Raw genomic sequence first — 20,044 nt, forward strand, 5'->3', positions numbered from 1 at the left:
GTTCGCGCCGACGCATGGTCAGACCCGAGCGCCGGACCACAGGCGACATCGTCGCCGCCGCGGCCATCGTGGTCGTCGTCGCCGCCATCGCGGCGTTGGTCTGGTGGAGCAGCGACGCTCGCGCCACCATCAGCCGGCCCGCGGCCTTTCCCGCACCCAACCCCACCCCGGCCCGTCAGGTGCCCGCCGGCCTGAAGCAGCTGTGGAGCGCCGCCAGCCCGGCTACCACCGCCCCGGTGGTAGCCGGCGGGGAGGTCGTCACCGCTGCCGGGCGCCAGATCGACGGGCGCGATCCCGATACCGGCCAGTCCCGCTGGAGCTACGCCCGCGACATCGACCTGTGCGGGGTCACCTGGCTGTACCGCTACGCCGTCGGCGTCTACCGCGACGAACGCGGCTGCGGCCAGGTGAGCACGCTCGACGGCGCCACCGGTCGTCGGGGGCCCGCCCGCAGCGGCTACGCCGACCCGAGGGTGCGGCTCTCCTCCGACGGCATGACGGTGTTGTCGGTCGGCGACACCCGGCTGGAGCTGTGGCGTTCGGACATGGTCCGGATGCTGGCCTACGGCGAGACCGACGCGCGGGTGAAGCCGTCGACGCGCGGACTGCACTCCGGATGCAAGCTGATCTCGGCCGCGGCCAGCTCGCAGGCGGTGTCGGTGCTGGAGAGCTGCGCGAATCAGGCCGACCTGCGGCTGGTGCTGCTGCGGCCGGGCAAGGACGACGACGAACCCCAGCAACACATCGTGGCCGAACCGGGGATCGCGCCGGATTCGGGCGCCCGGGTGCTGACCGTCGCGGAGAACACCACCGCGGTCTACCTGCCCGCGCCGCAACCTCGCGTCGACGTGATCGACCAAACCGGCGCCACCGTGTCCAGCACCCCGCTGCCCAAGCCGCCGTCGCGCTCGGCCGCGGTCTCGCACCCTGGCAGCCAGATCACCTGGTGGACCGGCGATTCGCTGATGGTCTTCGACGCGAACACGCTGGCGCTGCGCTACACCATCGCCGCGGGCGACAAGACGCCGCTGGGTCCCGGGGTGATGATGGCGGGCCGGCTGCTGGTGCCTCTCACCGACGCGATCGGGGTCTACGACCCGCTGAGCGGCGCCAACGAACGCTACATTCCGGTGGACCGGTCGACGAGCGCCCCGCCGCCGGGCAATCCGGTGTTCCCGGCCGTGATCGGGTCCCGGGTGCTCGAGCAGCGCGGTGACACCCTGGTCGCACTGGGCTAGTTAGACCTCGACGGCGAACGTCGGCAGCGGCTTGCCGCTCTTCCAATGCTTCAGCAACGCCGCCGCCAGATCGCCGTAGGCCACCGCGCCCTTGTTCTTGCGGCCGGCCATCACCGACGAGCCGGAGGCGCTGGCCTCGGCGAATCGCACGGTGCGGGGAATCGGCGGGGCCAGCACCGGCAGGTTGTACCGGTCGGCGACGTCGGCCAGGACGTCGCGGGTGTGGGTGGTGCGCGAGTCGTACAGCGTCGGCAGGGCGCCGAGCAGTCGCAGCTCCGGGTTGGTGATCTGCTGGACGTCGGAGACGGTACGCAGGAACTGGCCGACCCCGCGGTGCGCGAGGGTCTCGCACTGCAGCGGCACGATGACCTCGTCGGCGGCCGTCAGCCCGTTGAGGGTGAGCACGCCCAGCGACGGCGGGCAGTCGATGATCACCACGTCGAACTCGTCGCCGAGTTTGGCCAGGGCGCGCTTGAGCGCGTATTCGCGACCGGCCCGCATCAGCAGCATGGCCTCGGCGCCGGCCAGGTCGATGTTGGCCGGCAGTAGCGTCATCCCCTCCGCCGTCTCGACCAGCGCGGCGTTGGGTTCGACGTCGCCGAGCAGCACCTCGTGCACGGAGACCGGTAGCTTGTCCGGGTCTTGGCCCAACGAGAACGTCAGGCAGCCCTGCGGATCGAGGTCGACCAGCAGCACCCGTTTGTCCTCGTCCAGCATCGCCGCACCCAGCGACGCGACCGTGGTCGTCTTGGCGACACCCCCCTTTTGGTTGGCCACCGCCAATACCCGGGTCTTAGCAGCCATAGGCGCGGCTCTCCCCTCTGCGTAATCGCCATGCGCTCAACAACGCCCATCCTGGCACGTTCGCCCGCCGTGCGCTGCGGCCTGAGCAACCACCGCGCGTCGTCCGGCAGAATCGATCGATATGGGCTTGCACAACCACCGCCTGGTGCTGCTGCGTCACGGCGAGACCGAGTGGTCGAAGTCCGGCCAGCACACCGGCCGCACCGAGGTCGAGCTGACCGAGGCCGGCCGAACGCAGGCCGAGCTGGCCGGCGACGTACTCCGAGAACTCAAACTCGTTGATCCCCTGGTGATCAGCAGTCCGCGGCAGCGTTCCCTGACCACCGCGCAGCTGGCCGGGCTGTCCGTCGACGAAATGTCCGAGCTGCTGACCGAATGGGACTACGGCTCCTACGAGGGCCTGACCACGGAGCAGATCCACGAGACGGTGCCCGATTGGCTGGTGTGGACGCACGGCTGCCCGGGTGGTGAGACCGTCGAGCAGGTCAGCGAGCGCGCCGACGCGGCCGTCGCGACGGCGCTGGAGCACATGGAGGCGCGTGACGTCATCTTCGTCAGCCACGGCCACTTCTCCCGCGCGGTGATCACCCGCTGGGTAGAACTGCCGCTGGTCGAGGGCAGCCGCTTCGGCATGATCACCGCGTCGATCGCGGTCTGCGGGTTCGAGCACGGGGTACGGCAGCTGCGGGCGCTCGGATTGACCGGTCAGTGAGCAACCAACCGCCATTCGCGCTGTGCGGGCCGACCAGAACCCTGATTGCCGAAGGTGTGCGGCGCCGTTACGGCGAGGTGGGTGCGGCGCAGGCCGCGCTGCAATCGGGGGAAGCGCCGATTGTGTTGGGCGCGTTGCCTTTCGACGTCACCAGGCCGGCTGCGCTGTTGACGCCCGAGACGGTGGCCGCCACGAACGGACCCCCGGACTGGCCGCGCGACGGCCTGCCGCCGGTGCGGGTGGCCGAAGCCGTGCCGCCGCCGGTCGAATACCGCGACCGGATCCGCCGCTCCTGCGAGCAGCTCGCCGCGGCCGACAACCCGCTGGACAAGGTGGTACTGGCCCGCGCCCTGCGCCTGGTTGCCGATGCCCCGCTGGATGCGCGCGTGATCCTGCGCCGGCTCATTGCCGCGGACCCGGCGGCCTACGGCTACCTGGTCGACCTGACCGCCGCCGGCGGCGAGTACGCGGGCGCTGCCCTGGTGGGCGCCAGCCCCGAGGTGCTGGTGGCCCGCAGCGGTGGCCGCGTTGAATGCCGGCCGTTCGCCGGCTCGGCCCCGCGCGCCGCCGACCCGCGGACCGACGCCGAGAACGGCGCCGCGCTGGCCGCCTCGGCCAAGAACCGTCACGAGCACCAGCTGGTCATCGAATCCATCAGGACTGCCCTGGAGCCGCTGTGCGACGACCTGTCCATCGCCGCCGAACCACAGCTGAGCAACACCGCCACGGTCTGGCATCTGTGCACGCCGATCACCGGACGCTTGCGTGACACATCAAGCACCGCAATCGATTTGGCGTTGGCGCTGCACCCCACCCCCGCGGTCGGCGGGGTGCCGACCAAGGCGGCGATGCGGCTGATCACCGAACTGGAGGGCGACCGCGGGTTCTACGCCGGGGCGGTGGGGTGGTGCGACGCCCGCGGCGACGGCCGCTGGGTGGTGTCGCTGCGCTGCGCGCAGCTGTCGGCGGACCGGCGCAGCGCGCTGGCGCGGGCCGGCGGCGGTATCGTCGCCGAGTCCGATCCCGACGAGGAACTCGCCGAAACCACAACGAAATTCGGCACGATCCTCAACGCTCTGGGAGTTGAGCGATGAGCCACCACATCCGCCGCGCCGCGCCGCACGACGCCACCGCGATCACCGGCATGATCCACGCGTTAGCCGACTTCGAGCACGCCGCCGATCAGTGTACGGTGACCGAAACGCAAATCGCCGCAGCGCTTTTCGGTGACCCGCCGACCGTGTACGGCCACGTGGCCGAGGTGGACGGCGAGGTCGCGGCGATGGCGCTGTGGTTCCTCAACTACTCCACCTGGGACGGCGTCGCGGGCATCTATCTGGAAGACCTGTTCGTGCGGCCGGAGTTTCGCCGGCGTGGGCTGGCCCGCGCGCTGCTGGCCACGCTGGCCTCCGAATGCCTGCGGCGCGGATACACGCGGCTGTCCTGGGCGGTTCTCAACTGGAACGCCGACGCCATCACGCTCTACGACGGCATCGGCGGGGAGCCGCAGAACGAATGGACGACCTACCGGCTGTCCGGGGCGTCGTTGGCCGGCTTGGCGGAGTCGCCCTGATCGCCGGCGGCCCAGCGCACCGCGGCGGGACTGAACAGCAATCCCAGCACGATCAGCGCCACCGCGCCCGCCGGAATCCCGAATCCCGGCTGATGTGATCCGACCGCCAGGTACCACGCCACCGGCAACAACAACAGCTGGGTGATGACCGCCAACCCGCGGCCCCAGCGCTTGCCGAAAATCAGCGCGCGCCCCGCGGCGATCACCCCGGCGCCGACCAAGACGAACCAACCCGCCGTTGCCAGGCCGTTGACCACCTGCTGATCGGCTCCCGCGATGCCCCTGACCACCAACACCACCGCCACGATCAATGCCGCGATCCCCTGCAACACGACGATCAGGCCGGCGCGGCGAACGGCGATCGGGGCGGCTGGCGGCGTCACAGCGTCAGCGTAGCCAGGGCAGCCGCCCGGTCCCCGGCGGTTCCCCCACAGCGTGGCCTTAACCGGCCCGCCTAAGCTCGTGGCTCATGCGGGCCGTGCTGATCGTCAACCCCACAGCCACTTCCACCACCCCGGCCGGTCGCGACCTGCTGGCCCACGCGCTCAAGAGCCGCCTGCAGCTCACCGTCGAACACACCAACCACCGTGGTCACGGCACCGAGCTCGCGCAGAAGGCCGTCGCCGACGGGATCGATCTGGTGGTGGTGCACGGCGGCGACGGCACGGTGAGCGGGGTGGTCAACGGCCTGCTCGGCCGGCCGGGGCCGCTTCCGGGCGGACCGATACCCGCGGTTGCCGTGGTGCCCGGCGGTTCGGCGAACGTGCTGGCGCGGTCCCTGGGTATTTCCGCGGATCCGGTCGCGGCCACCAATCAGCTCATCCAGCTGCTCGACGACTACCAGCGGCGCCAAGCCTGGCGGCGGATCGGCCTGATCGACTGCGGCGAACGCTGGGCGGTGTTCAACACCGGCATGGGCGTCGATGCCGAGGTGGTGGCCGCGGTCGAGGCCGAACGGGACAAGGGCGGCAAGGTTTCGGCGTGGCGCTACATCCGCGCGGCGGTGCCCGCCGTGTGGGGCTACACGCGCCGCGAACCGATGCTGACGCTGGAACTTCCCGGCCGCGAACCCATCACCGGCGTCAGCTTCGCGTTCGTGTCGAACTCCAGCCCGTGGACCTTCGCCAACGAACGGCCGGTGTGGACCAATCCCGGCTGCAGCTTCGAGTCGGGCCTGGGGGTGTTCGCGCCTACCACCATGAAGACGATCCCCACCCTGCGAATCGTGCGGCAGATGTTCGCAAAACGGCCCAAGTTCGACTTCAAGCACCTCATTACCGAGGACGACCTGCCGTGCGTGCGAGTTACCTCGACCGCAGGCGCAGTGGCCTGCCAGTTCGACGGCGATTACCTCGGCGTGCGCGAAACCATGACTTTCAAGGCGGTCCCGGACGCGCTGGCGGTGGTTGCGCCACCTCAACAGAAATGGCGCTGACCTGCTCCGATAGCCGCCGAGGCGGCGTGCGAAGAGAAAATCACACCGAAGCAGCCCGCGGAGTGTAGTACAACGGAGTGAGGGCTTGGCGACTAGATGATCAAAGTGAGATAGCCCACGAGCGAACTCACGCTATTGACATCTGTTGAGCCTGTGAAACGATCAAAAGGTTGCATGCAGAAACTACGTAGGAGTCCGGACTCCTTTTCTTCTGCACGCGTTAAACAGCCGAAGAAAATGGCCGTGCGCCTTGCTGCGCACTCAGTGAGGAGTAAAGACGTATGGATTGGCGCCACAAGGCGGTCTGTCGTGACGAGGACCCGGAGCTGTTCTTCCCGGTAGGGAACAGCGGCCCGGCGCTCGCGCAGATCGCTGACGCGAAACTGGTCTGTAATCGGTGTCCGGTGACCACAGAGTGCCTTGGTTGGGCCCTGAACACTGGCCAGGACTCGGGCGTCTGGGGCGGCATGAGCGAAGACGAGCGGCGTGCGTTGAAGCGTCGCAACGCCCGGACGAAGGCCCGCAGCGGGGTTTAACCCACATAACGCAAATAGTGCGGCCTCGACGAAAGTCGGGGCCGCACCTTTGCGTGTAAGTCAGTGCGCACGCCTACAGCAGCAATCGGGTCCGCCGGCCGATGGGCACCCGTAGCACCACATCGGTGCCGCGGGCGGGCGCCTCACTCATGCCCAGCGTGCCGTCCAACTCGGCCGACACCAGCGTCCGCACGATCTGCAGACCGAGGCTGTCGGAGTTCTCCAGGCTGAATCCCTCCGGCAGGCCGCGTCCGTCGTCGTGCACCACGACGTCGAGCCAGCGGGCGGATCGCTCGGCGCGAATCGTCACCGAGCCCTCTTCGGCCGCTGGGTCAAAGGCGTGTTCGATCGCGTTCTGCACCAGTTCGGTGATCACCATGATCAGCGCGGTGGCCCGGTCGGAGTCCAGCACACCCAGGTCGCCGACCCGGTTGATGCGGATCGGCCGGTCCACCGACGCGACGTCGTTCATGATCGGCAGGATGCGGTCGATCACCTCGTCGAGGTTGACCTGCTCGTCCACCGACATCGACAGCGCGTCGTGCACCAACGCGATCGACGACACCCGCCGCACCGACTCGATCAGGGCCTCGCGCCCCTCGGCGTTGACGGTCCGGCGGGCCTGCAGGCGCAACAGCGCCGCCACGGTTTGCAGGTTGTTCTTGACCCGGTGGTGGATCTCCCGGATGGTGGCGTCCTTGGATATCAGGGCCCGGTCGCGACGCTTGACCTCGGTGACGTCGCGGATCAGCACCGCGGCACCGGCGCTGGCGCCGTCGACTATCAACGGCAGCGTGCGCAGCAGCACGGTGGCTCCGCCGGCGTCGACCTCCATGCGCATGCTGCGCCCGCCGGCCACCAGATCACTTACATGCTCGGCCACCTCCTGGGCCTCGAACGGGTCGGAGATCAGCGGGCGCGTGACCTCGATGAGGTTGCGCCCCTCCAGTTCGGTGGTCAGGCCCATCCGGTGGTAGGCGGACAGCGCGTTGGGACTCGCGTACGCGACGACGCCGTGCACGTCGAGGCGGATGAAGCCATCGCCCGCGCGCGGGGTCGAGCGCGACATCACCACGTCCCCGACGTCCGGAAAGGTTCCCTCGGCGAGCATGTGGACCAGGTCGGTGGCGCACTCCCGGTAGGCGATCTCCAGCTGACCGGACGTGCGGTCGGCGGCCAACGCGGTCTGATGGTGGGTGAGCACGGCCACCACCTTGCCGCCATAACGCACCGGAGACGCCTCGATGTGGGTGCCTGGCAACCACGAATCCTGTTGTCCGGCAACGTCGTTGCGCTGCGCGGTGCCCGACGCGAACGTCTCGGCCACGAGGGCCAATCGGTCGGATCCGACGGCGGTGCCTACCGCGTCGGTCTGCAGCGCCGTGGGCGCCGTGTTCGGCCGGCACTGCGCCACACAGACCAGCACGCCGTCGTCGCGCCGCACCCACATCAGGTAGTCGGCGAAGGAGAGGTCGGCCAGCAGCTGCCACTCCCCGACCACCGCGTGCAGGTGGTCCACCGCGTTGCCGGGCAACATGGTGTGTTCGGCGAGCAGGTCACCGAGAGTTGACATCGCTCACTCCCCGGGTCGTTCCCGGCGGTTGGTCGAGGGGGTCCGAAAGGCTAGCTGATCACCGCGATGAGGTCGCCGGCCTGAATCACGTCACCCACCGACACGCTGACCTTGCTGACCGTGCCGCCCACTTCGGCCAGGACGGGGATCTCCATCTTCATCGACTCCAACAGCACCACGATGTCGCCTTTGCCGATCTGGTCGCCCTCGTTCACAACGACTTCGAGCACGCTGGCCACGATCTCGGCGCGCACATCCTCCGCCATCTTCACCCCACTCGTCTCGGCCTTCGCGCAGGCTGGCTGCTGGTCATCACGGTTCTTTTCCGCCCATCAGGCTCGGATACATCGAACCACAGCGCCGGTCGGGGCCGCGGCGCACGGGGCCCGGAGGGGCCCCGCGAGGGCGAAGACACTGCATAGGACGTCCCGTGAGAGAATGGCCGTCAAGCCAACGGGCGCGGGGCGCCCAGTTTGACAGCAATCACGGAGGTTTTCACCATGGCCAAACGAGGCCGTAAGAAGCGCGACCGCAAGCACAGCAAGGCCAACCACGGCAAGCGCCCCAACGCCTAGAGCGACGCTACTGCGTGCCCCGAATGATCGTGGTGCGCCGGATCTCGAGGCGTAGCCGCTCGCGCAACCCCTCGGGGGCCTTCTCGCCCTTGCATTTGGTGGCGATCAACGCCTTGATCCGCTCTTCGAGCCCGTAGTGCTTGAAGCAGCCGGGGCATGCCTCGAGGTGCCGGCGCAGCTGTTCGCGGGTGTCCGGGCCGCATTCACCGTCGAGCAGCAGCCAGACCTGCCGGATGACCTCCGCGCAGCCGACGCTGCCGTGCGACTCGTCGTTGGGGCAGGCGTCGGGCGAGGCACCGCCCTGGCCGGAGAACTCGCTCATGACGACACCTCCTCGTGCGTCTGCTGACCGCGGTTGAAGCCCCGCTCCTTGGCAACGTCGGCCAACAGGCCACGCAACTGCCGGCGGCCGCGGTGCAGCCGTGACATTACCGTTCCGATCGGCGTATCCATGATCTCGGCGATTTCCTTATACGGGAAACCTTCGACGTCGGCGTAGTAGACCGCCATCCGAAATTCTTCCGGCAAAGCCGCCAGCGCGTCTTTGATCTCCGAGTCCGGCAGCGCCTCGAGTGCCTCCACCTCTGCTGAACGCAGCCCGGTGGACGAATGCTCGGCGTTGGAGGCCAGCTGCCAGTCGGTGATCTCCTCGGTCGGGTATTCCGCGGGTTGGCGCTGTTTCTTGCGATAGCTGTTGATGTAGGTGTTGGTCAGGATCCGGTACAGCCACGCCTTGAGATTGGTGCCGGCCCGGAACGACCGGAAGCCCGCATAGGCCTTGACCATAGTCTCTTGCAGCAGGTCTTCGGCGTCGGCGGGATTGCGCGTCATGCGCAGCGCGCCACCGTAGAGCTGGTCCAGCAGGGGGATAGCGTCGCGCTCGAACCGCGCCGTTAGCTCGGCGTCCGTCTCTTCGGGCGCTGCGGGCTCGGCAGTCTCGGGCCCCGTCGCACCATCGCGGCCATCTTCAGCATCGGCCATGTCGATCAACCCGGTCCCTTCTGCGGCGGTGTTGCCGGAGAGCACGGAAAGCGCCACCGGACTGGCAAGGAAGCCAGCCAACCGCTCCTCGCCTAACAGGCTCGTCGCCGTTGACACCACGCTGCTCCTCCCAATCTAAAGGCTGACCCCGACACCGTCCGTCCGGGCCTGCTCCACCGCATCTGAAACCGACTGGATCAACGCCTCGCACGACCTCGCTATTTCCGCAGCCCGATGTGGCGCGATACCGGTGCCTGCCGGCCCGATCGGACCCCGATCCCGGCGGTTCGGGCGTGGCGTTAGTGTGACGCCATGTCCCTGAACGGCAAGACCATGTTCATCTCCGGCGCCAGCCGCGGTATCGGCCTGGCGATCGCCAAGCGCGCCGCGCAGGACGGCGCCAACATCGCCCTGATCGCCAAGACGGCCGAGCCGCACCCGAAGCTGCCCGGAACGGTGTTCACGGCGGCCAAGGAACTCGAGGAAGCCGGTGGGCAGGCGCTGCCCATCGTCGGGGACGTCCGCGACCCGGAATCGGTCGAGGCGGCTGTGGCCAAGACCGTCGAGCAGTTCGGCGGCATCGACATCTGCGTCAACAACGCGTCGGCGATCAACCTGGGATCCATCTCCGAGGTGCCGATGAAGCGGTTCGACCTGATGAACGGCATCCAGGTGCGGGGCACGTACGCGGTCTCCCAAGCGTGCCTGCCCCACATGAAGGGCCGGGAGAACCCGCACATCCTGACGCTGTCCCCGCCGGTGCTGCTGGGCCAGGAGTGGCTGAAGCCGACGGCGTACATGATGGCCAAGTTCGGTATGACGTTGTGCGCGTTGGGCATCGCGCAGGAGATGCGCGAAGAGGGCATCGCGTCCAACACGTTGTGGCCGCGCACGCTGGTGGCCACCGCCGCGGTGCAGAACCTGCTCGGCGGCGACGAGGCGATGGGACGGGCCCGCAAGCCCGAGATCTACTCCGATGCGGCCTACGTCATCCTCAACAAGCCGGCCAAGGAGTTCACCGGCAACATGCTGCTGTGCGAGGACGTGCTGGTGGAATCCGGCGTCACGGACCTGTCCACCTACGACTGCATTCCCGGCTCGAAGCTCGGCGTCGACTTCTGGGTCGATGGCGTCAACCCGCCGGGGTACACGGGCCCGTAATAGCGTGGCCGCCACACCGGGCATTGCCGCGTTGGTGAAAGCCGGTGTGCCGCACGAAGTCCTGACGTTCGAGCACGACCGGCGGGAGCAGTCGTTCGGCGCGGAGGCGGTCAAAGCGCTCACCGAGGCAGCCGGCGTCGAACCCGGGCAGATATTCAAGACGCTGGTCGTCACGGTTCCGGGCGGGCTGGCGGTCGCGATCGTGCCGGCGAGCGCCCGGCTCTCGCTGAAGGCGGCGGCCACCGCGCTGGGGGTTGCCAAGGCATCCATGGCCGACGCCGCCGTCGCCGAGCGGGCGACCGGGTACGTGCTCGGTGCGGTGTCGCCGTTCGGTCAGCGCAAAAAGCTGCCGACCGTTGTCGATTCCGGTGCGCTGGCGTGGGATCGGGTGTTCTGCAGTGCCGGGCGCCGGGGCTGGGAGGTCGCGGTGGCGCCGCAGGATCTGGTCCGCCTCACCGGCGCGGTCACCGCCGACATCAGCAGAACGTGACGACGACCTTGTCGGCGGCCCCCGGAGTGTGGGCCAGCTCGAGCGCTTCGCCGACGTTCTCGAACGGGATCGTGTGGCTGACGATCAGCGCGTACTTCTCCCAGTTCGCGACGAGATCCCCTGTCACCTCGAAGATCTCGTCGGGATAGCCCATGGAACCGAGGATGGTGATCTCGTTGCTCATCACGTTGACGAACTCGACCGGCACCGGCTCCTTGTGCACGCCGACGATTCCCACGGTGGCGCCCTTCTTGGCCGCCGCCAGCGCGGTGTTGACGACGGCGGGCACACCGGCGGCGTCGAGGTAGATGTCGGTGCCTGCGCGCCGGGGTAACCCCGGAATTCCGGCTTCGCCCTCGCCGTGCAGTTCGATCAGGCGCCACCACGTCCTCCTCGGCGGAGTTGACGACGGCGTCGGCGCCGATCTGCAGCGCCTTGTCCAACCGGCCGGGGATCAGGTCCGCGACGACGACGTGGCTGACGCCAAGGGATTTGAAGGCCAGGACGGCGCCCAGCCCGATCGGCCCGGCGCCGAAGACGACGACCTTGTCCGCCGGTTTGGGCCGGCAGCGGTTGGCGCCGTGGCGCGCGACGGCCATCGGCTCGTTGAGTGCGGCCACCTCCCACGGGATGTGGTCCGGGATCACCTCGAGACTCGTTCCGCGCACGGCGTTTTCGATGAGCAGATAGTCGGCGAGCGCCCCGGTCGCACCGCCGTTGCCGATGATGCCGCTCGGAGCGGCCATCGGGTTGATGACCACGTGGTCGCCGACGGACAGCCCGGTCACCTGGGCGCCGACCTCGGCGACCTCCCCGGCCGGCTCGTGGCCGAGCGGCGTGTGCCCCTGGCGCGGCGGGATGCCGCCGATGGTGATGTAGAACGCGTCGGAACCGCAGATGCCGCAGGCACGCATCCGCACCAGGACGTCGCGCGGGCCGACCTCGGGGCGCTCGGTGTGCAGAACCTCTGCCCGGCCGGGTCCGGTGACCACGGAGGCTTTCACGGTCTACCCTCCAGTTCGATGTCGAAGGTATCGAGGTATTCGGCGAAGACCGGAGCGAGTTGTTCGACGCTCAGGCCGTATTCGTCGAGGCGGTAGGCGTTGAGTGCGAACCTGTCCTGCGGATGCTCGGCGAGCCAATCGCGCATGCGCACTTCGGTTTCGGCGGTCAGCGGTTCGTCCGCCCACTCATAGATCCGCCGCATGACGTCCATCGGGTCGCGCATCATCTCGTGGTAGTACATGTGGAAGAAGCGCTCGTCGCCGATGCGGTCGCGCGCACGCAGCGGCCGCTCGACGTGGTAGCTCATCTGCCACATCGCCAGCCGGCCCATGTCCGCCTGATCGAGCAGCTCGGTGTTCATCACCAGGCTCTGCGGCAGTCGCCACAGGTTGCACAGCGACCCGGTCGCCTTGTACGGATCGCGGTGCGCCCAGATCAGCCGGGCGTCGGGGAACACCTTCAGTAGCGCCTCGATGTGCACCGAGTGCGACGGCATCTTCAGGCTCCAGTTGCGCGGCGCCGTGGACTGCAGGACCTGCAGGTAGCGCTTCTGATATTCGTAGGTGCTGCTCATGTCGGCCTCGTCGAACAGCCACCGCGCGTAGCGATCCGTCGGCAGGAACGAGTCCCAGGACAGGCCCTTGAAGTCCTGGTTGTGAATGAACATGTCCTCGGTGGGCCCGTCGGCGTCTTCCCAGTGCGGCAGCGGCATTTTCGCCTGCGTCACCATTTCGAGGATCTTGCGTTGCTCTTCCAGCAGGGCCAGGCAGCGCGGGTCGGTGCGCAGTGCGTCGCTGGCGGCGGGCGGGATCGGGTGCACGCACTGCCAGTGCAGCAGCGACCGTCGCGCCGGGTCTTGGTCGAGCAGGTAGCTGATCACGGTGGTGCCGGTACGGGGCATGCCGAGCACGATCAGGGGCCGCTCGACGGGCGTATCCAGCACCTCCGGATGCGACTTGATGTAGTCGTGGACCTGCATGCGCCGGCCTAAAGCGTTGGTGGCGTCGTCGAGGACGCGTTCGCGGCCGAACGGGGTGAACACCGGGGAACTGTTGAGCTCGTCGAGCATGATCGCCAGTCCGTCTCGCCAAGAGTCGGAGTCGATTTCGCTCAGGCCGGTGCGCTGTGCGGCCAGTTTGAAGACGTCGTCCGTAGTCGCGATGCTATCGAAGTCGCTCATGGCGCTAGACCGTCAGGTATCCGCCGTCGACGGCGATGGTGCTGCCGGTGATGTACGAGGCGGCGTCGGTACACAAGAACAGCGCCGCGCCGGCGCAGTCCTGCGGGGTGCCGGGCCGGCCGAGTGGGGTGTGGAAGCCGATCTCGACGTCCATCACCTCGGGAATTCCCATGGCGGGGTGGGTCATTCGGGTGTCGATGAGTCCGGGCGCGATGGCATTGACCCGGATCCCGTCGTTCGCCCACCGGCGGGACAAATTCATGGTCAAGGCGATCAGGCCCATCTTCGACGAGGCGTAGCCCGGGACGAAGACCGCCGAGCGGAACGCGGACATCGACACCACGCTGACGACGCTCGCGCCGCCGGGGGCCTGGCTGGACTTGAGCCGCTCATGACAGCGCATGGTCAGCCGCATCGGGCCCAGCATGTTCTGCGTCACCGACGCGACGTAGCCGTCCGGGTCGTATTCGTCGCCCGCGGGATAGGGGCCGCCCGCGTTGTTGATCAGGATGTCCAGGTCACCCAGCGAATCAGCCAGCGCGTCAACGGATTCGGCATCCTGGATCCGGCACTGACGGTAGGTGAACGCGCTCAGCTCCGTCTCGGGATAGTCCGCGGCCGACCCCCGGGTCCCGGTCACCGTGACGGCGGCCCCGGCGCCGGCGAACGCGGCGGCGATCGCGTTGCCGATGCCGCTGGTGCCGCCGGTCACCAGCGCGTGGGCGCCGGTGAAGTCGAAGTTGACGGTGTTCATTCGGTCGTCCTCAATTCGTTGATGGACTTGGTGAGCCAGGCCTTTTCCCAGAAGTTTTCGGTGTCGGCCAACAGCGCCTCGTGCGCGTCGGCGGCCACCGCCCGCGCCTCGGCGTGCATCGGCTGGGCGGCCAGAATCAGGTCGGTGAGGTGAATGGTCTGCACCGGCCGCCCCGCACTCAGGTGAGCTCTCGCCGCGTTCACGAGCGCGTCGGCGCCGGCGGCGCTGACCAAGTCGGCGGCGATCGAATCCGCCGGCACGCCATACAGTTCGGTGGTCGAGCGGTGCCGGAACCATCCGGTGTACATCTCCCAGATGGCCCGCACGTTCCAGGAGGTCTTGCCGTAGCCCTCGCCGATGTCGAGGTGCTCGGGCATCGTGACCTCGCGCATCGCGGTGTGGATGTCGGCGCCGGCATTCATCAGCTCGGCGGTGCGATCGTGCACGGCCTGCATCCCGTCGCGCATCGCGGTGACCTCCTCCGCGATGCGATCGGCGCCCTCGATGGGATCGAAGTGGCCGGTGATCAGCCGCCGCGGCCCATATTCGAGCACGGTGTTCAGCGACTCGATGTAGAGGATCGGATCGCGATATCGATCACCGCGGATGGTCATCAGGTTCGGCACGTGCCCGAACAGCGGACCGAACAGGTTGCCGGTGAACAGGATTCGATCCTCGGGCAGCCACACCACCAGTGCGTCGGTGGTCTCACCGCCGGGCGTCCAGGCCAGTTCGAAGGTGCGCGCGCCGACCGTGACGCTCGTGTGCTGGTCGAAGGTCGTGGTCGGCTCGGGGAACGAGAAGTCGATGGTCGCGGGGTCGATCGTCTTGAAGTGTTCGAGCACGGCGTCGGAGAACTTTCCGAAGGCGAACGACGTTTTGGGGACCCGGTAGCCCATCAGCAGGGTGTTGTCATCGCGCCAATACCGGTAGTTGCGGTGCATCACGACGTCGGTTTCATCGTCGCGCATCGAGTTCACCCCGCCCCAGTGATCGGCGTGCCCCTGGGTGACGATGATGGCCCGCGTCGGCCCGGCCACGTCGGCAAAAGCTTTGCGGTGCAACGGTCCTTCGAAGACCAGGCCGCTGTTGACGATGACTCGCCCGTCGTCGGTCGCGACCGCATACGAGTTGGAGACGCCGGGCGACATCCAGACGCCGTCGCCCAGGGGCTGCGCGGGGGCGCCCGTCGCGGCCGAGAGGTCCCCCGCTCCGGGGCGCACCCGATGAATTCCGGCCATGACTGGCGATCCTCTACAGTTCTAGAGGTAAAGTCAATAGCTTCGATGCGGGAAGGGGCGCTCATGGGACTGCGCGGTCTGACCGACAGGGTGGCGATCGTCAACGTCGACGGCGGCACGGTGCTGCGTTGATGGCCGGCACCACGACCCGGAAACGCGACGGCGACGAACGCCGCCGCGACCTGTGCGATGCGGCGATCCGGGTGCTGGCCGAGCACGGCTCGCGCGGGCTGACGCACGGGCGGGTCGACCGCGTCGCCGACGTTCCCGAGGGCACCACGTCGTACTACTACCGCACCCGCGCCGCGCTGCTGCGCGGAGTCGGCAAGCGCGTCGCGGAGATCGACGTGGCCAACCTGCAGTCGGTGATCGACGAACCCGTCGATCCGCGCTCCCCCTTCGCGCACCTGGCGCGGCTCACCATGCTTCAAGCGGAGGGGGCGGGACTCATGCTCAACAGAGCGCGCCACGAACTGCTGCTGGGCGCCGCCCGCGACCCCGGCCTGGCCGAAACGTCGCAGGTGTTCGTCGCACGGATCAACGGCATGGCCCGCGACGCCATCGCCCACCTGCAGCCGGGCACCCGCGACCCCGCACTGCTGGCCGCGCAGACCACCGCCGTCACCACGTTCATCGCCGGTGTCTTCACCCGGCTGGCCGCCGGCGATCGCGACGTCGGGGACGCCGAGCAACTCGGCCGCCTGCTGGAAGCCGTCGCCACCGCGGTGGCGCTCGCGGCCCAGCAGAGTTAAGCGGAAGCTGAAACTTGTTCTCCCGCAACCGATTCGACGTGAGCGGCAGTCAGTGATGCGTGCCGCTCAACGCCGGGGCGCTTTCCGCGTCAGCCCGCGGCAGCCAAGCTGCGCTCGGCGTCGGCACGCGGCCCCCTAGGCCGCCGGGCGGTCGTGAGAGCGATGACTGGCGTTTCGACAACGGGAGCGCAGAAGTAGCACAGACCGGGTGCGAGTTCGGGAAAGCTGCACTCGGGGCAAAGCTCGGGGCAAAGCAGTGCACTCGTCATGAGATCGATGGTCAGGCCGACGGGTTCTCCCGCGCCACATCGGTGAGAAATAGGTATGTATGTGCCACAAAACCGTTGCTCAATCGAGTCATCACGAATCGGCGAACAACGCACCGATGACGACGTCGCGCTAAGGCAGCGCTAGAGAATTTTCATCTGTTCGGGCTGCGGCTCGGCCGGCTCGAGCAACTGCGGGCCGTTGTTGCGGACGTTGTTGACCAACGTCGACACCTCGCGCATCCGAATGGCGCGCACATCGGGTGTGCGGGCCAGCAGGTTTTCATCGATCGCGGCGTCCGGGTCCAGCCACCGGTCCCAGTCGCGTTCGGGCATCACCAAGGGCATCCGATCGTGAATCTGCGCCAGTTCCCCCGGCGCATCGGTGGTGATGATGGTGCAGCTCAGCAGTGGTGCGGCGTCTTTGGCGGGTTTCCACACCGACCACAGACCCGCCATGAACAGCGGCTCGCCTTCTTCGGAGTACATAAAAAACGGCGTCTTGCGGGTCTTCTTCCCGGCGGCATCGTCCGAATTGACCCGCCATTCGTAGTAGCCATCCATCGGGATCAGGCAGCGCTTGGATTTGGCGCTGGTCCGGAAGGCGGGCGACGTGGTGACCTTGTCCGCGCGAGCGTTGATCAGCATCGGGCCCTTGGTATCCGGCGCGCCGTCGGCACCGGCCTTGGCCCACGGCGGCACCAAGCCCCAGCGCATCAGCCGCACCCGCCGCGTCGGCTGGTCGTCGGGCTCGGAATGCCGGCTGACGACGGTCGCGATGGTCGAGGTCGGGGCCACGTTGTAGTTGGGCGCGGATGCGTCGGCGCCCGTCGCCTCGTCGATCGCCTTGATCTTCTCGGCCAGCAGGGCCGGATCGGTCGTTACCGCGAACCGTCCACACATACATTCCATAGTGGCAGAGCCACCGAATCCTATTGGTGGCAAAAACCGGCGACAGGCAATGATGGACCGATGAGTGCGTGGACGGCCCCCGTGGCATCGCAGCCCGTGCGGGCGACCGTGACCGTTCCGGGTTCGAAGTCGCAGACCAACCGGGCCCTGGTGCTCGCAGGCCTGGCGGCGGCCCTGGACCAAGGCGCCCCGACCATCAGCGGGGCGCTGCGCAGCCGGGACACCGACCTGATGATCGGGGCGTTGCGCACCCTGGGCTTGCGTGTCGACGGTGACGGGACGGAGCTGACGGTCAGCGGTCGTGTCGATCCGGAGACGCCGGCGCAAGTCGATTGCGGCCTGGCCGGCACGGTGCTGCGGTTCGTGCCGCCGCTGGCGGCGCTGGCCGAGTCGGTGGTGGAGTTCGACGGCGACGAGCAGGCCCGGGCGCGGCCCATCGCGCCGCTGCTGGACGCGCTGCGCGGGCTCGGCGTCCGGATTGACGGCTCCGGCCTGCCGTTCCGGGTGCTGGGCGCCGGCTCGATCAGCGGCGGCACCGTGGAAATCGACGCCTCGGCCTCCTCGCAGTTCGTCTCGGGGTTGCTGTTGTGCGCGCCCTCGTTCACCGAGGGTCTGACCGTGCGACACACCGGTGCGGCACTGCCGTCGGCCCCGCACATCGCGATGACGGTGGTGATGTTGCGGCAGGCCGGCGTCGACGTCGACGATTCCGTTCCCAACAGCTGGACGGTTCGCCCGGGGCCGGTGGCGGCGCGGCACTGGCAGGTCGAGCCGGATCTGACGAACGCCGTTCCGTTCCTTGCGGCGGCGGTGGTCAGCGGCGGTTCCGTGCGCATCACCGGCTGGCCGGCCGACAGCGTGCAGCCCGCCGACGACATTTTGTCCGTGTTAGGCAAGTTGAATACCGTTGTGAAGCAGACCGATTCGTCTCTGGAGGTGCGCGGTTCCGAGGAGTACGGCGGCTTCGACGTCGACCTGCGCGCCGTGGGCGAGCTGACACCCTCGGTGGCCGCCCTGGCGGCGCTGGCGACGCCCGGATCGGTATCCCGGCTCACCGGCATCGCTCACCTGCGGGGGCACGAGACCGACCGGCTCGCCGCGCTGAGCGCCGAGATCAACCGCCTGGGCGGCGATTGCGAGGAAACGTCCGACGGCCTAGTGATCACCGCGACGCCGCTGCGCGCCGGGACGTGGCACGCGTACGCCGACCACCGGATGGCGATGGCGGGCGCGATCGTCGGGCTGCGGGTGGACGGGGTCGAGGTGAGCGACATCGGCGCCACCAGCAAGACGTTGCCCGACTTTCCGCAGCTGTGGGCCCGGATGCTGGGGCACGGCATGTGAGGCCCGGCGACTACGACGAGTCCGACGTCAAGATCCGCTCCGGCCGGGGGTCGCGGCCGCGGACCAAGACCCGCCCCGAGCACGCCGACGCCGAAGCCGCGATGGTGGTCAGCGTCGACCGCGGCCGGTGGGGATGCGTGCTGGGCGGCGACGTCGATCGCCGGGTCACCGCCATGCGGGCCCGCGAACTGGGCCGCACCCCGATCGTCGTGGGCGACGACGTCGACGTGGTCGGCGACCTGTCCGGGCGGGCGGATACGCTGGCCCGCATCGTGCGCCGCGGCGAGCGCCGAACGGTGTTGCGGCGCACCGCCGATGACACCGATCCGACCGAACGGGTGGTGGTGGCCAACGCCGATCAGCTGCTCATCGTGGTGGCACTGGCCGACCCGCCGCCCCGCACCGGCCTGGTGGACCGGACGCTGATCGCCGCCTACGCCGGCGGCCTCACGCCGATCTTGTGCCTGACCAAGACCGACCTCGCCCCGCCCGAGCCGTTCGCGGAACAGTTCGTCGACCTGGACCTGACCGTGGTCGCCGCCGGCCGCGACGATCCCCTGCTGGCCGTCGCGGACCTGCTCGCGGGCAAGATCACCGTGCTGCTCGGGCATTCCGGCGTCGGCAAGTCCACCTTGGTCAACCGTCTCGTGCCCGACGCGGACCGTGCCGTCGGCGTCGTGACCGATATCGGCAGGGGACGGCACACCTCGACGCAGTCGGTGGCGCTGCCGCTGACCGAGCCGCTGGGCACCACCGGCTGGGTGATCGACACGCCGGGCATCCGGTCCTTCGGGCTGGCACACATCCAGCCCGACGACGTCATGATGGCGTTTTCCGATTTGGCCGAGGCCATTGCGGATTGCCCGCGCGGCTGCGGGCACATGGGCCCGCCGGCCGACCCCGAGTGCGCCCTGGACACGTTGACCGGGCCCGCCGTGCGCCGGGTCGCCGCGGCGCGCCGGCTGCTGGCCGCGCTCAACCAGACTTCTTAGCCAGTCGCATGCCGAGCTCGTCGGCCGGCACCAGATGCCCTTCCGCACAACGGATTTCGACGCTCGCCTCGGCGCCGCAGTCCAGGTGGACCAGCCGCAGCCGGTTGCGGCCGGGCAGATGATGTCTCCCCCACTCGAACATCGCCCACACCACCGGCATGAATGCGATGCCGGAGTCGGTGAGCACGTACTCGTCGCGGCTGCGCTGCCCGGGCTCTCGATAGGGCTGGCGCCGTAGCAATCCCAGCTCGACCAGTTCGCTCAGCCGCGCCGAGGTGGCGGCCTTGGTGATGCCGACCCGGCGGGCGAAGTCGTCGAATCGGGTGGTGCCGTAGTAGGCCTCGCGCATGATCAGCATCGCGGACTTGGTTCCGACGACGGCCATCGTCTTCTCGATCGCGCACTCGCCCACCGCCGACCAGGCGTCGCGGTCGGCCAGCGGTCCTTGCAGCAGTGTCATCTAAATCACCTCCGCGGCTGGGTTGCTTTAAGCATACCGAGGTGTTTATCTGGGTACAGC

Annotated in this window: 23 protein-coding genes and 1 pseudogene; 12 read left to right on the top strand and 12 right to left on the bottom strand. The window is 68.5% G+C overall.

All coding sequences use genetic code 11. The annotated features are described in order from the left end of the window. The first annotated feature begins 14 nt into the window (after positions 1-14). A complete protein-coding gene (locus AC5Y7E_RS22600; RefSeq protein WP_499920268.1) occupies positions 15-1,238 on the top strand; it encodes an Rv3212 family protein in 1,224 nt (407 codons plus the stop codon). Here AC5Y7E_RS22600 and AC5Y7E_RS22605 read toward each other — a convergent pair whose 3' ends face one another. Continuing rightward, entirely contained in the window at positions 1,239-2,042 is an 804-nt protein-coding gene (locus AC5Y7E_RS22605; protein WP_499920269.1) for a ParA family protein, read from the bottom strand. Between the two features lie 121 nt (positions 2,043-2,163). On the opposite strand from AC5Y7E_RS22605, the gene AC5Y7E_RS22610 reads away from it, so the two are divergent. The 3 genes from AC5Y7E_RS22610 to AC5Y7E_RS22620 are packed head-to-tail and all read left to right on the top strand — an operon-like array spanning position 2,164 to position 4,327. Then, positions 2,164-2,754 (top strand): acid phosphatase, encoded by a 591-nt coding sequence (locus tag AC5Y7E_RS22610; protein ID WP_499920270.1) that lies wholly within the window; start codon positions 2,164-2,166, stop codon positions 2,752-2,754. Continuing rightward, positions 2,751-3,848: an isochorismate synthase gene (locus AC5Y7E_RS22615; protein WP_499920271.1), complete on the top strand. Its 1,098-nt coding sequence runs from the start codon at positions 2,751-2,753 to the stop codon at positions 3,846-3,848. Before AC5Y7E_RS22610 ends, AC5Y7E_RS22615 begins: the two co-directional genes overlap by 4 nt. Next, entirely contained in the window at positions 3,845-4,327 is a 483-nt protein-coding gene (locus AC5Y7E_RS22620; protein WP_499920273.1) for a GNAT family N-acetyltransferase, read from the top strand. Before AC5Y7E_RS22615 ends, AC5Y7E_RS22620 begins: the two co-directional genes overlap by 4 nt. Here AC5Y7E_RS22620 and AC5Y7E_RS22625 read toward each other — a convergent pair. Then, a complete protein-coding gene (locus tag AC5Y7E_RS22625; RefSeq protein ID WP_499920275.1) occupies positions 4,279-4,710 on the bottom strand; it encodes a hypothetical protein in 432 nt (143 codons plus the stop codon). The genes AC5Y7E_RS22620 and AC5Y7E_RS22625 overlap by 49 nt on opposite strands. An 86-nt stretch (positions 4,711-4,796) precedes the next feature. Between AC5Y7E_RS22625 and AC5Y7E_RS22630 the strand changes: the two genes are divergently transcribed. Next, positions 4,797-5,762: a diacylglycerol/lipid kinase family protein gene (locus AC5Y7E_RS22630; RefSeq protein WP_499920277.1), complete on the top strand. Its 966-nt coding sequence runs from the start codon at positions 4,797-4,799 to the stop codon at positions 5,760-5,762. Positions 5,763-6,043: 281 nt separating this feature from the next. Further along, entirely contained in the window at positions 6,044-6,298 is a 255-nt protein-coding gene (gene whiB1 / locus AC5Y7E_RS22635) for a transcriptional regulator WhiB1 (protein WP_003874607.1), read from the top strand. 73 nt (positions 6,299-6,371) lie between these two features. Here whiB1 and AC5Y7E_RS22640 read toward each other — a convergent pair whose 3' ends face one another. Together AC5Y7E_RS22640 and AC5Y7E_RS22645 are read right to left on the bottom strand one after the other, a co-directional pair. After that, on the bottom strand, positions 6,372-7,871 hold the full coding sequence (locus AC5Y7E_RS22640) for a sensor histidine kinase (RefSeq protein WP_499920279.1): 1,500 nt from the start codon (positions 7,869-7,871) through the stop codon (positions 6,372-6,374). A gap of 50 nt (positions 7,872-7,921) precedes the next feature. Continuing rightward, positions 7,922-8,137, bottom strand: coding sequence for a biotin/lipoyl-binding carrier protein (locus AC5Y7E_RS22645; RefSeq protein ID WP_007773063.1), 216 nt, complete (start codon positions 8,135-8,137; stop codon positions 7,922-7,924). A gap of 234 nt (positions 8,138-8,371) precedes the next feature. On the opposite strand from AC5Y7E_RS22645, the gene AC5Y7E_RS22650 reads away from it, so the two are divergent. Then, entirely contained in the window at positions 8,372-8,446 is a 75-nt protein-coding gene (locus tag AC5Y7E_RS22650) for a 50S ribosomal protein bL37 (RefSeq protein ID WP_011728008.1), read from the top strand. A gap of 7 nt (positions 8,447-8,453) precedes the next feature. On the opposite strand, the gene rsrA is transcribed toward AC5Y7E_RS22650, so the two are convergent. Together rsrA and AC5Y7E_RS22660 are read right to left on the bottom strand one after the other, a co-directional pair. Beyond that, positions 8,454-8,768: a mycothiol system anti-sigma-R factor gene (gene rsrA, locus AC5Y7E_RS22655; protein ID WP_499920281.1), complete on the bottom strand. Its 315-nt coding sequence runs from the start codon at positions 8,766-8,768 to the stop codon at positions 8,454-8,456. Beyond that, positions 8,765-9,427 (bottom strand): sigma-70 family RNA polymerase sigma factor, encoded by a 663-nt coding sequence (locus tag AC5Y7E_RS22660; protein ID WP_499920728.1) that lies wholly within the window; start codon positions 9,425-9,427, stop codon positions 8,765-8,767. The genes rsrA and AC5Y7E_RS22660 overlap by 4 nt, the downstream gene beginning before the upstream one ends. A gap of 312 nt (positions 9,428-9,739) precedes the next feature. On the opposite strand from AC5Y7E_RS22660, the gene AC5Y7E_RS22665 reads away from it, so the two are divergent. Then, a complete protein-coding gene (locus AC5Y7E_RS22665; RefSeq protein WP_499920282.1) occupies positions 9,740-10,588 on the top strand; it encodes an SDR family oxidoreductase in 849 nt (282 codons plus the stop codon). Next, the gene (locus AC5Y7E_RS22670; RefSeq protein WP_499920284.1) at positions 10,554-11,078 is read left to right on the top strand and encodes an aminoacyl-tRNA deacylase; all 525 of its coding nucleotides are present in this window, start codon (positions 10,554-10,556) and stop codon (positions 11,076-11,078) included. The genes AC5Y7E_RS22665 and AC5Y7E_RS22670 overlap by 35 nt, the downstream gene beginning before the upstream one ends. Here the strand turns inward: AC5Y7E_RS22670 and AC5Y7E_RS22675 are convergent. From AC5Y7E_RS22675 to AC5Y7E_RS22690, 4 genes and pseudogenes are all read right to left on the bottom strand, one after another. Further along, positions 11,065-12,082, bottom strand: a pseudogene (locus tag AC5Y7E_RS22675) (zinc-dependent alcohol dehydrogenase). The gene AC5Y7E_RS22670 and the pseudogene AC5Y7E_RS22675 overlap by 14 nt on opposite strands. Next, on the bottom strand, positions 12,079-13,263 hold the full coding sequence (locus AC5Y7E_RS22680) for a sulfotransferase family protein (RefSeq protein ID WP_499950813.1): 1,185 nt from the start codon (positions 13,261-13,263) through the stop codon (positions 12,079-12,081). Before AC5Y7E_RS22680 ends, AC5Y7E_RS22675 begins: the two are co-directional and overlap by 4 nt. A 4-nt stretch (positions 13,264-13,267) precedes the next feature. Further along, positions 13,268-14,017, bottom strand: a complete 750-nt coding sequence (locus tag AC5Y7E_RS22685) for an SDR family NAD(P)-dependent oxidoreductase (RefSeq protein WP_499950814.1) — start codon at positions 14,015-14,017, stop codon at positions 13,268-13,270. Further along, positions 14,014-15,258, bottom strand: coding sequence for an alkyl sulfatase dimerization domain-containing protein (locus AC5Y7E_RS22690; RefSeq protein ID WP_499950815.1), 1,245 nt, complete (start codon positions 15,256-15,258; stop codon positions 14,014-14,016). Before AC5Y7E_RS22690 ends, AC5Y7E_RS22685 begins: the two co-directional genes overlap by 4 nt. A 131-nt stretch (positions 15,259-15,389) precedes the next feature. Between AC5Y7E_RS22690 and AC5Y7E_RS22695 the strand changes: the two genes are divergently transcribed. Next, positions 15,390-16,010, top strand: coding sequence for a TetR/AcrR family transcriptional regulator (locus AC5Y7E_RS22695; protein WP_499950816.1), 621 nt, complete (start codon positions 15,390-15,392; stop codon positions 16,008-16,010). A 410-nt stretch (positions 16,011-16,420) separates the two neighbouring features. Here the strand turns inward: AC5Y7E_RS22695 and AC5Y7E_RS22700 are convergent, their stop codons facing one another. Further along, positions 16,421-17,179, bottom strand: coding sequence for an SOS response-associated peptidase (locus tag AC5Y7E_RS22700; protein WP_499950817.1), 759 nt, complete (start codon positions 17,177-17,179; stop codon positions 16,421-16,423). A gap of 69 nt (positions 17,180-17,248) precedes the next feature. Between AC5Y7E_RS22700 and aroA the strand changes: the two genes are divergently transcribed. Together aroA and rsgA are read left to right on the top strand one after the other, a co-directional pair. Then, positions 17,249-18,532 (top strand): 3-phosphoshikimate 1-carboxyvinyltransferase, encoded by a 1,284-nt coding sequence (aroA, locus tag AC5Y7E_RS22705; RefSeq protein WP_499950818.1) that lies wholly within the window; start codon positions 17,249-17,251, stop codon positions 18,530-18,532. Further along, on the top strand, positions 18,529-19,524 hold the full coding sequence (gene rsgA / locus AC5Y7E_RS22710; protein ID WP_499950819.1) for a ribosome small subunit-dependent GTPase A: 996 nt from the start codon (positions 18,529-18,531) through the stop codon (positions 19,522-19,524). Before aroA ends, rsgA begins: the two co-directional genes overlap by 4 nt. Here rsgA and AC5Y7E_RS22715 read toward each other — a convergent pair. Beyond that, a complete protein-coding gene (locus tag AC5Y7E_RS22715; protein WP_499950820.1) occupies positions 19,508-19,984 on the bottom strand; it encodes a winged helix-turn-helix transcriptional regulator in 477 nt (158 codons plus the stop codon). The two genes, rsgA and AC5Y7E_RS22715, sit on opposite strands and share 17 nt — an antisense overlap. Positions 19,985-20,044 lie beyond the last annotated feature (60 nt).

It is taken from the genome of Mycobacterium sp. NGS17, from assembly GCF_059813205.1.

Excerpts from the sequence above, each read along its gene's own strand:
- AC5Y7E_RS22600 (WP_499920268.1), top strand. The coding sequence starts at position 15 with ATGGTCAGACCCGAGCGCCGGACCACAGGCGACATCGTCGCCGCCGCG.
- AC5Y7E_RS22605 (WP_499920269.1), bottom strand. The coding sequence starts at position 2,042 with ATGGCTGCTAAGACCCGGGTATTGGCGGTGGCCAACCAAAAGGGGGGT.
- AC5Y7E_RS22610 (WP_499920270.1), top strand. The coding sequence starts at position 2,164 with ATGGGCTTGCACAACCACCGCCTGGTGCTGCTGCGTCACGGCGAGACC.
- AC5Y7E_RS22620 (WP_499920273.1), top strand. The coding sequence starts at position 3,845 with ATGAGCCACCACATCCGCCGCGCCGCGCCGCACGACGCCACCGCGATC.
- AC5Y7E_RS22630 (WP_499920277.1), top strand. The coding sequence starts at position 4,797 with ATGCGGGCCGTGCTGATCGTCAACCCCACAGCCACTTCCACCACCCCG.
- whiB1 (WP_003874607.1), top strand. The coding sequence starts at position 6,044 with ATGGATTGGCGCCACAAGGCGGTCTGTCGTGACGAGGACCCGGAGCTG.
- AC5Y7E_RS22640 (WP_499920279.1), bottom strand. The coding sequence starts at position 7,871 with ATGTCAACTCTCGGTGACCTGCTCGCCGAACACACCATGTTGCCCGGC.
- AC5Y7E_RS22645 (WP_007773063.1), bottom strand. The coding sequence starts at position 8,137 with ATGGCGGAGGATGTGCGCGCCGAGATCGTGGCCAGCGTGCTCGAAGTC.
- rsrA (WP_499920281.1), bottom strand. The coding sequence starts at position 8,768 with ATGAGCGAGTTCTCCGGCCAGGGCGGTGCCTCGCCCGACGCCTGCCCC.
- AC5Y7E_RS22660 (WP_499920728.1), bottom strand. The coding sequence starts at position 9,427 with ATGGCCGATGCTGAAGATGGCCGCGATGGTGCGACGGGGCCCGAGACT.
- AC5Y7E_RS22665 (WP_499920282.1), top strand. The coding sequence starts at position 9,740 with ATGTCCCTGAACGGCAAGACCATGTTCATCTCCGGCGCCAGCCGCGGT.
- AC5Y7E_RS22670 (WP_499920284.1), top strand. The coding sequence starts at position 10,554 with ATGGCGTCAACCCGCCGGGGTACACGGGCCCGTAATAGCGTGGCCGCC.
- AC5Y7E_RS22680 (WP_499950813.1), bottom strand. The coding sequence starts at position 13,263 with ATGAGCGACTTCGATAGCATCGCGACTACGGACGACGTCTTCAAACTG.
- AC5Y7E_RS22685 (WP_499950814.1), bottom strand. The coding sequence starts at position 14,017 with ATGAACACCGTCAACTTCGACTTCACCGGCGCCCACGCGCTGGTGACC.
- AC5Y7E_RS22690 (WP_499950815.1), bottom strand. The coding sequence starts at position 15,258 with ATGGCCGGAATTCATCGGGTGCGCCCCGGAGCGGGGGACCTCTCGGCC.
- AC5Y7E_RS22695 (WP_499950816.1), top strand. The coding sequence starts at position 15,390 with ATGGCCGGCACCACGACCCGGAAACGCGACGGCGACGAACGCCGCCGC.
- AC5Y7E_RS22700 (WP_499950817.1), bottom strand. The coding sequence starts at position 17,179 with ATGTGTGGACGGTTCGCGGTAACGACCGATCCGGCCCTGCTGGCCGAG.
- aroA (WP_499950818.1), top strand. The coding sequence starts at position 17,249 with ATGAGTGCGTGGACGGCCCCCGTGGCATCGCAGCCCGTGCGGGCGACC.
- AC5Y7E_RS22715 (WP_499950820.1), bottom strand. The coding sequence starts at position 19,984 with ATGACACTGCTGCAAGGACCGCTGGCCGACCGCGACGCCTGGTCGGCG.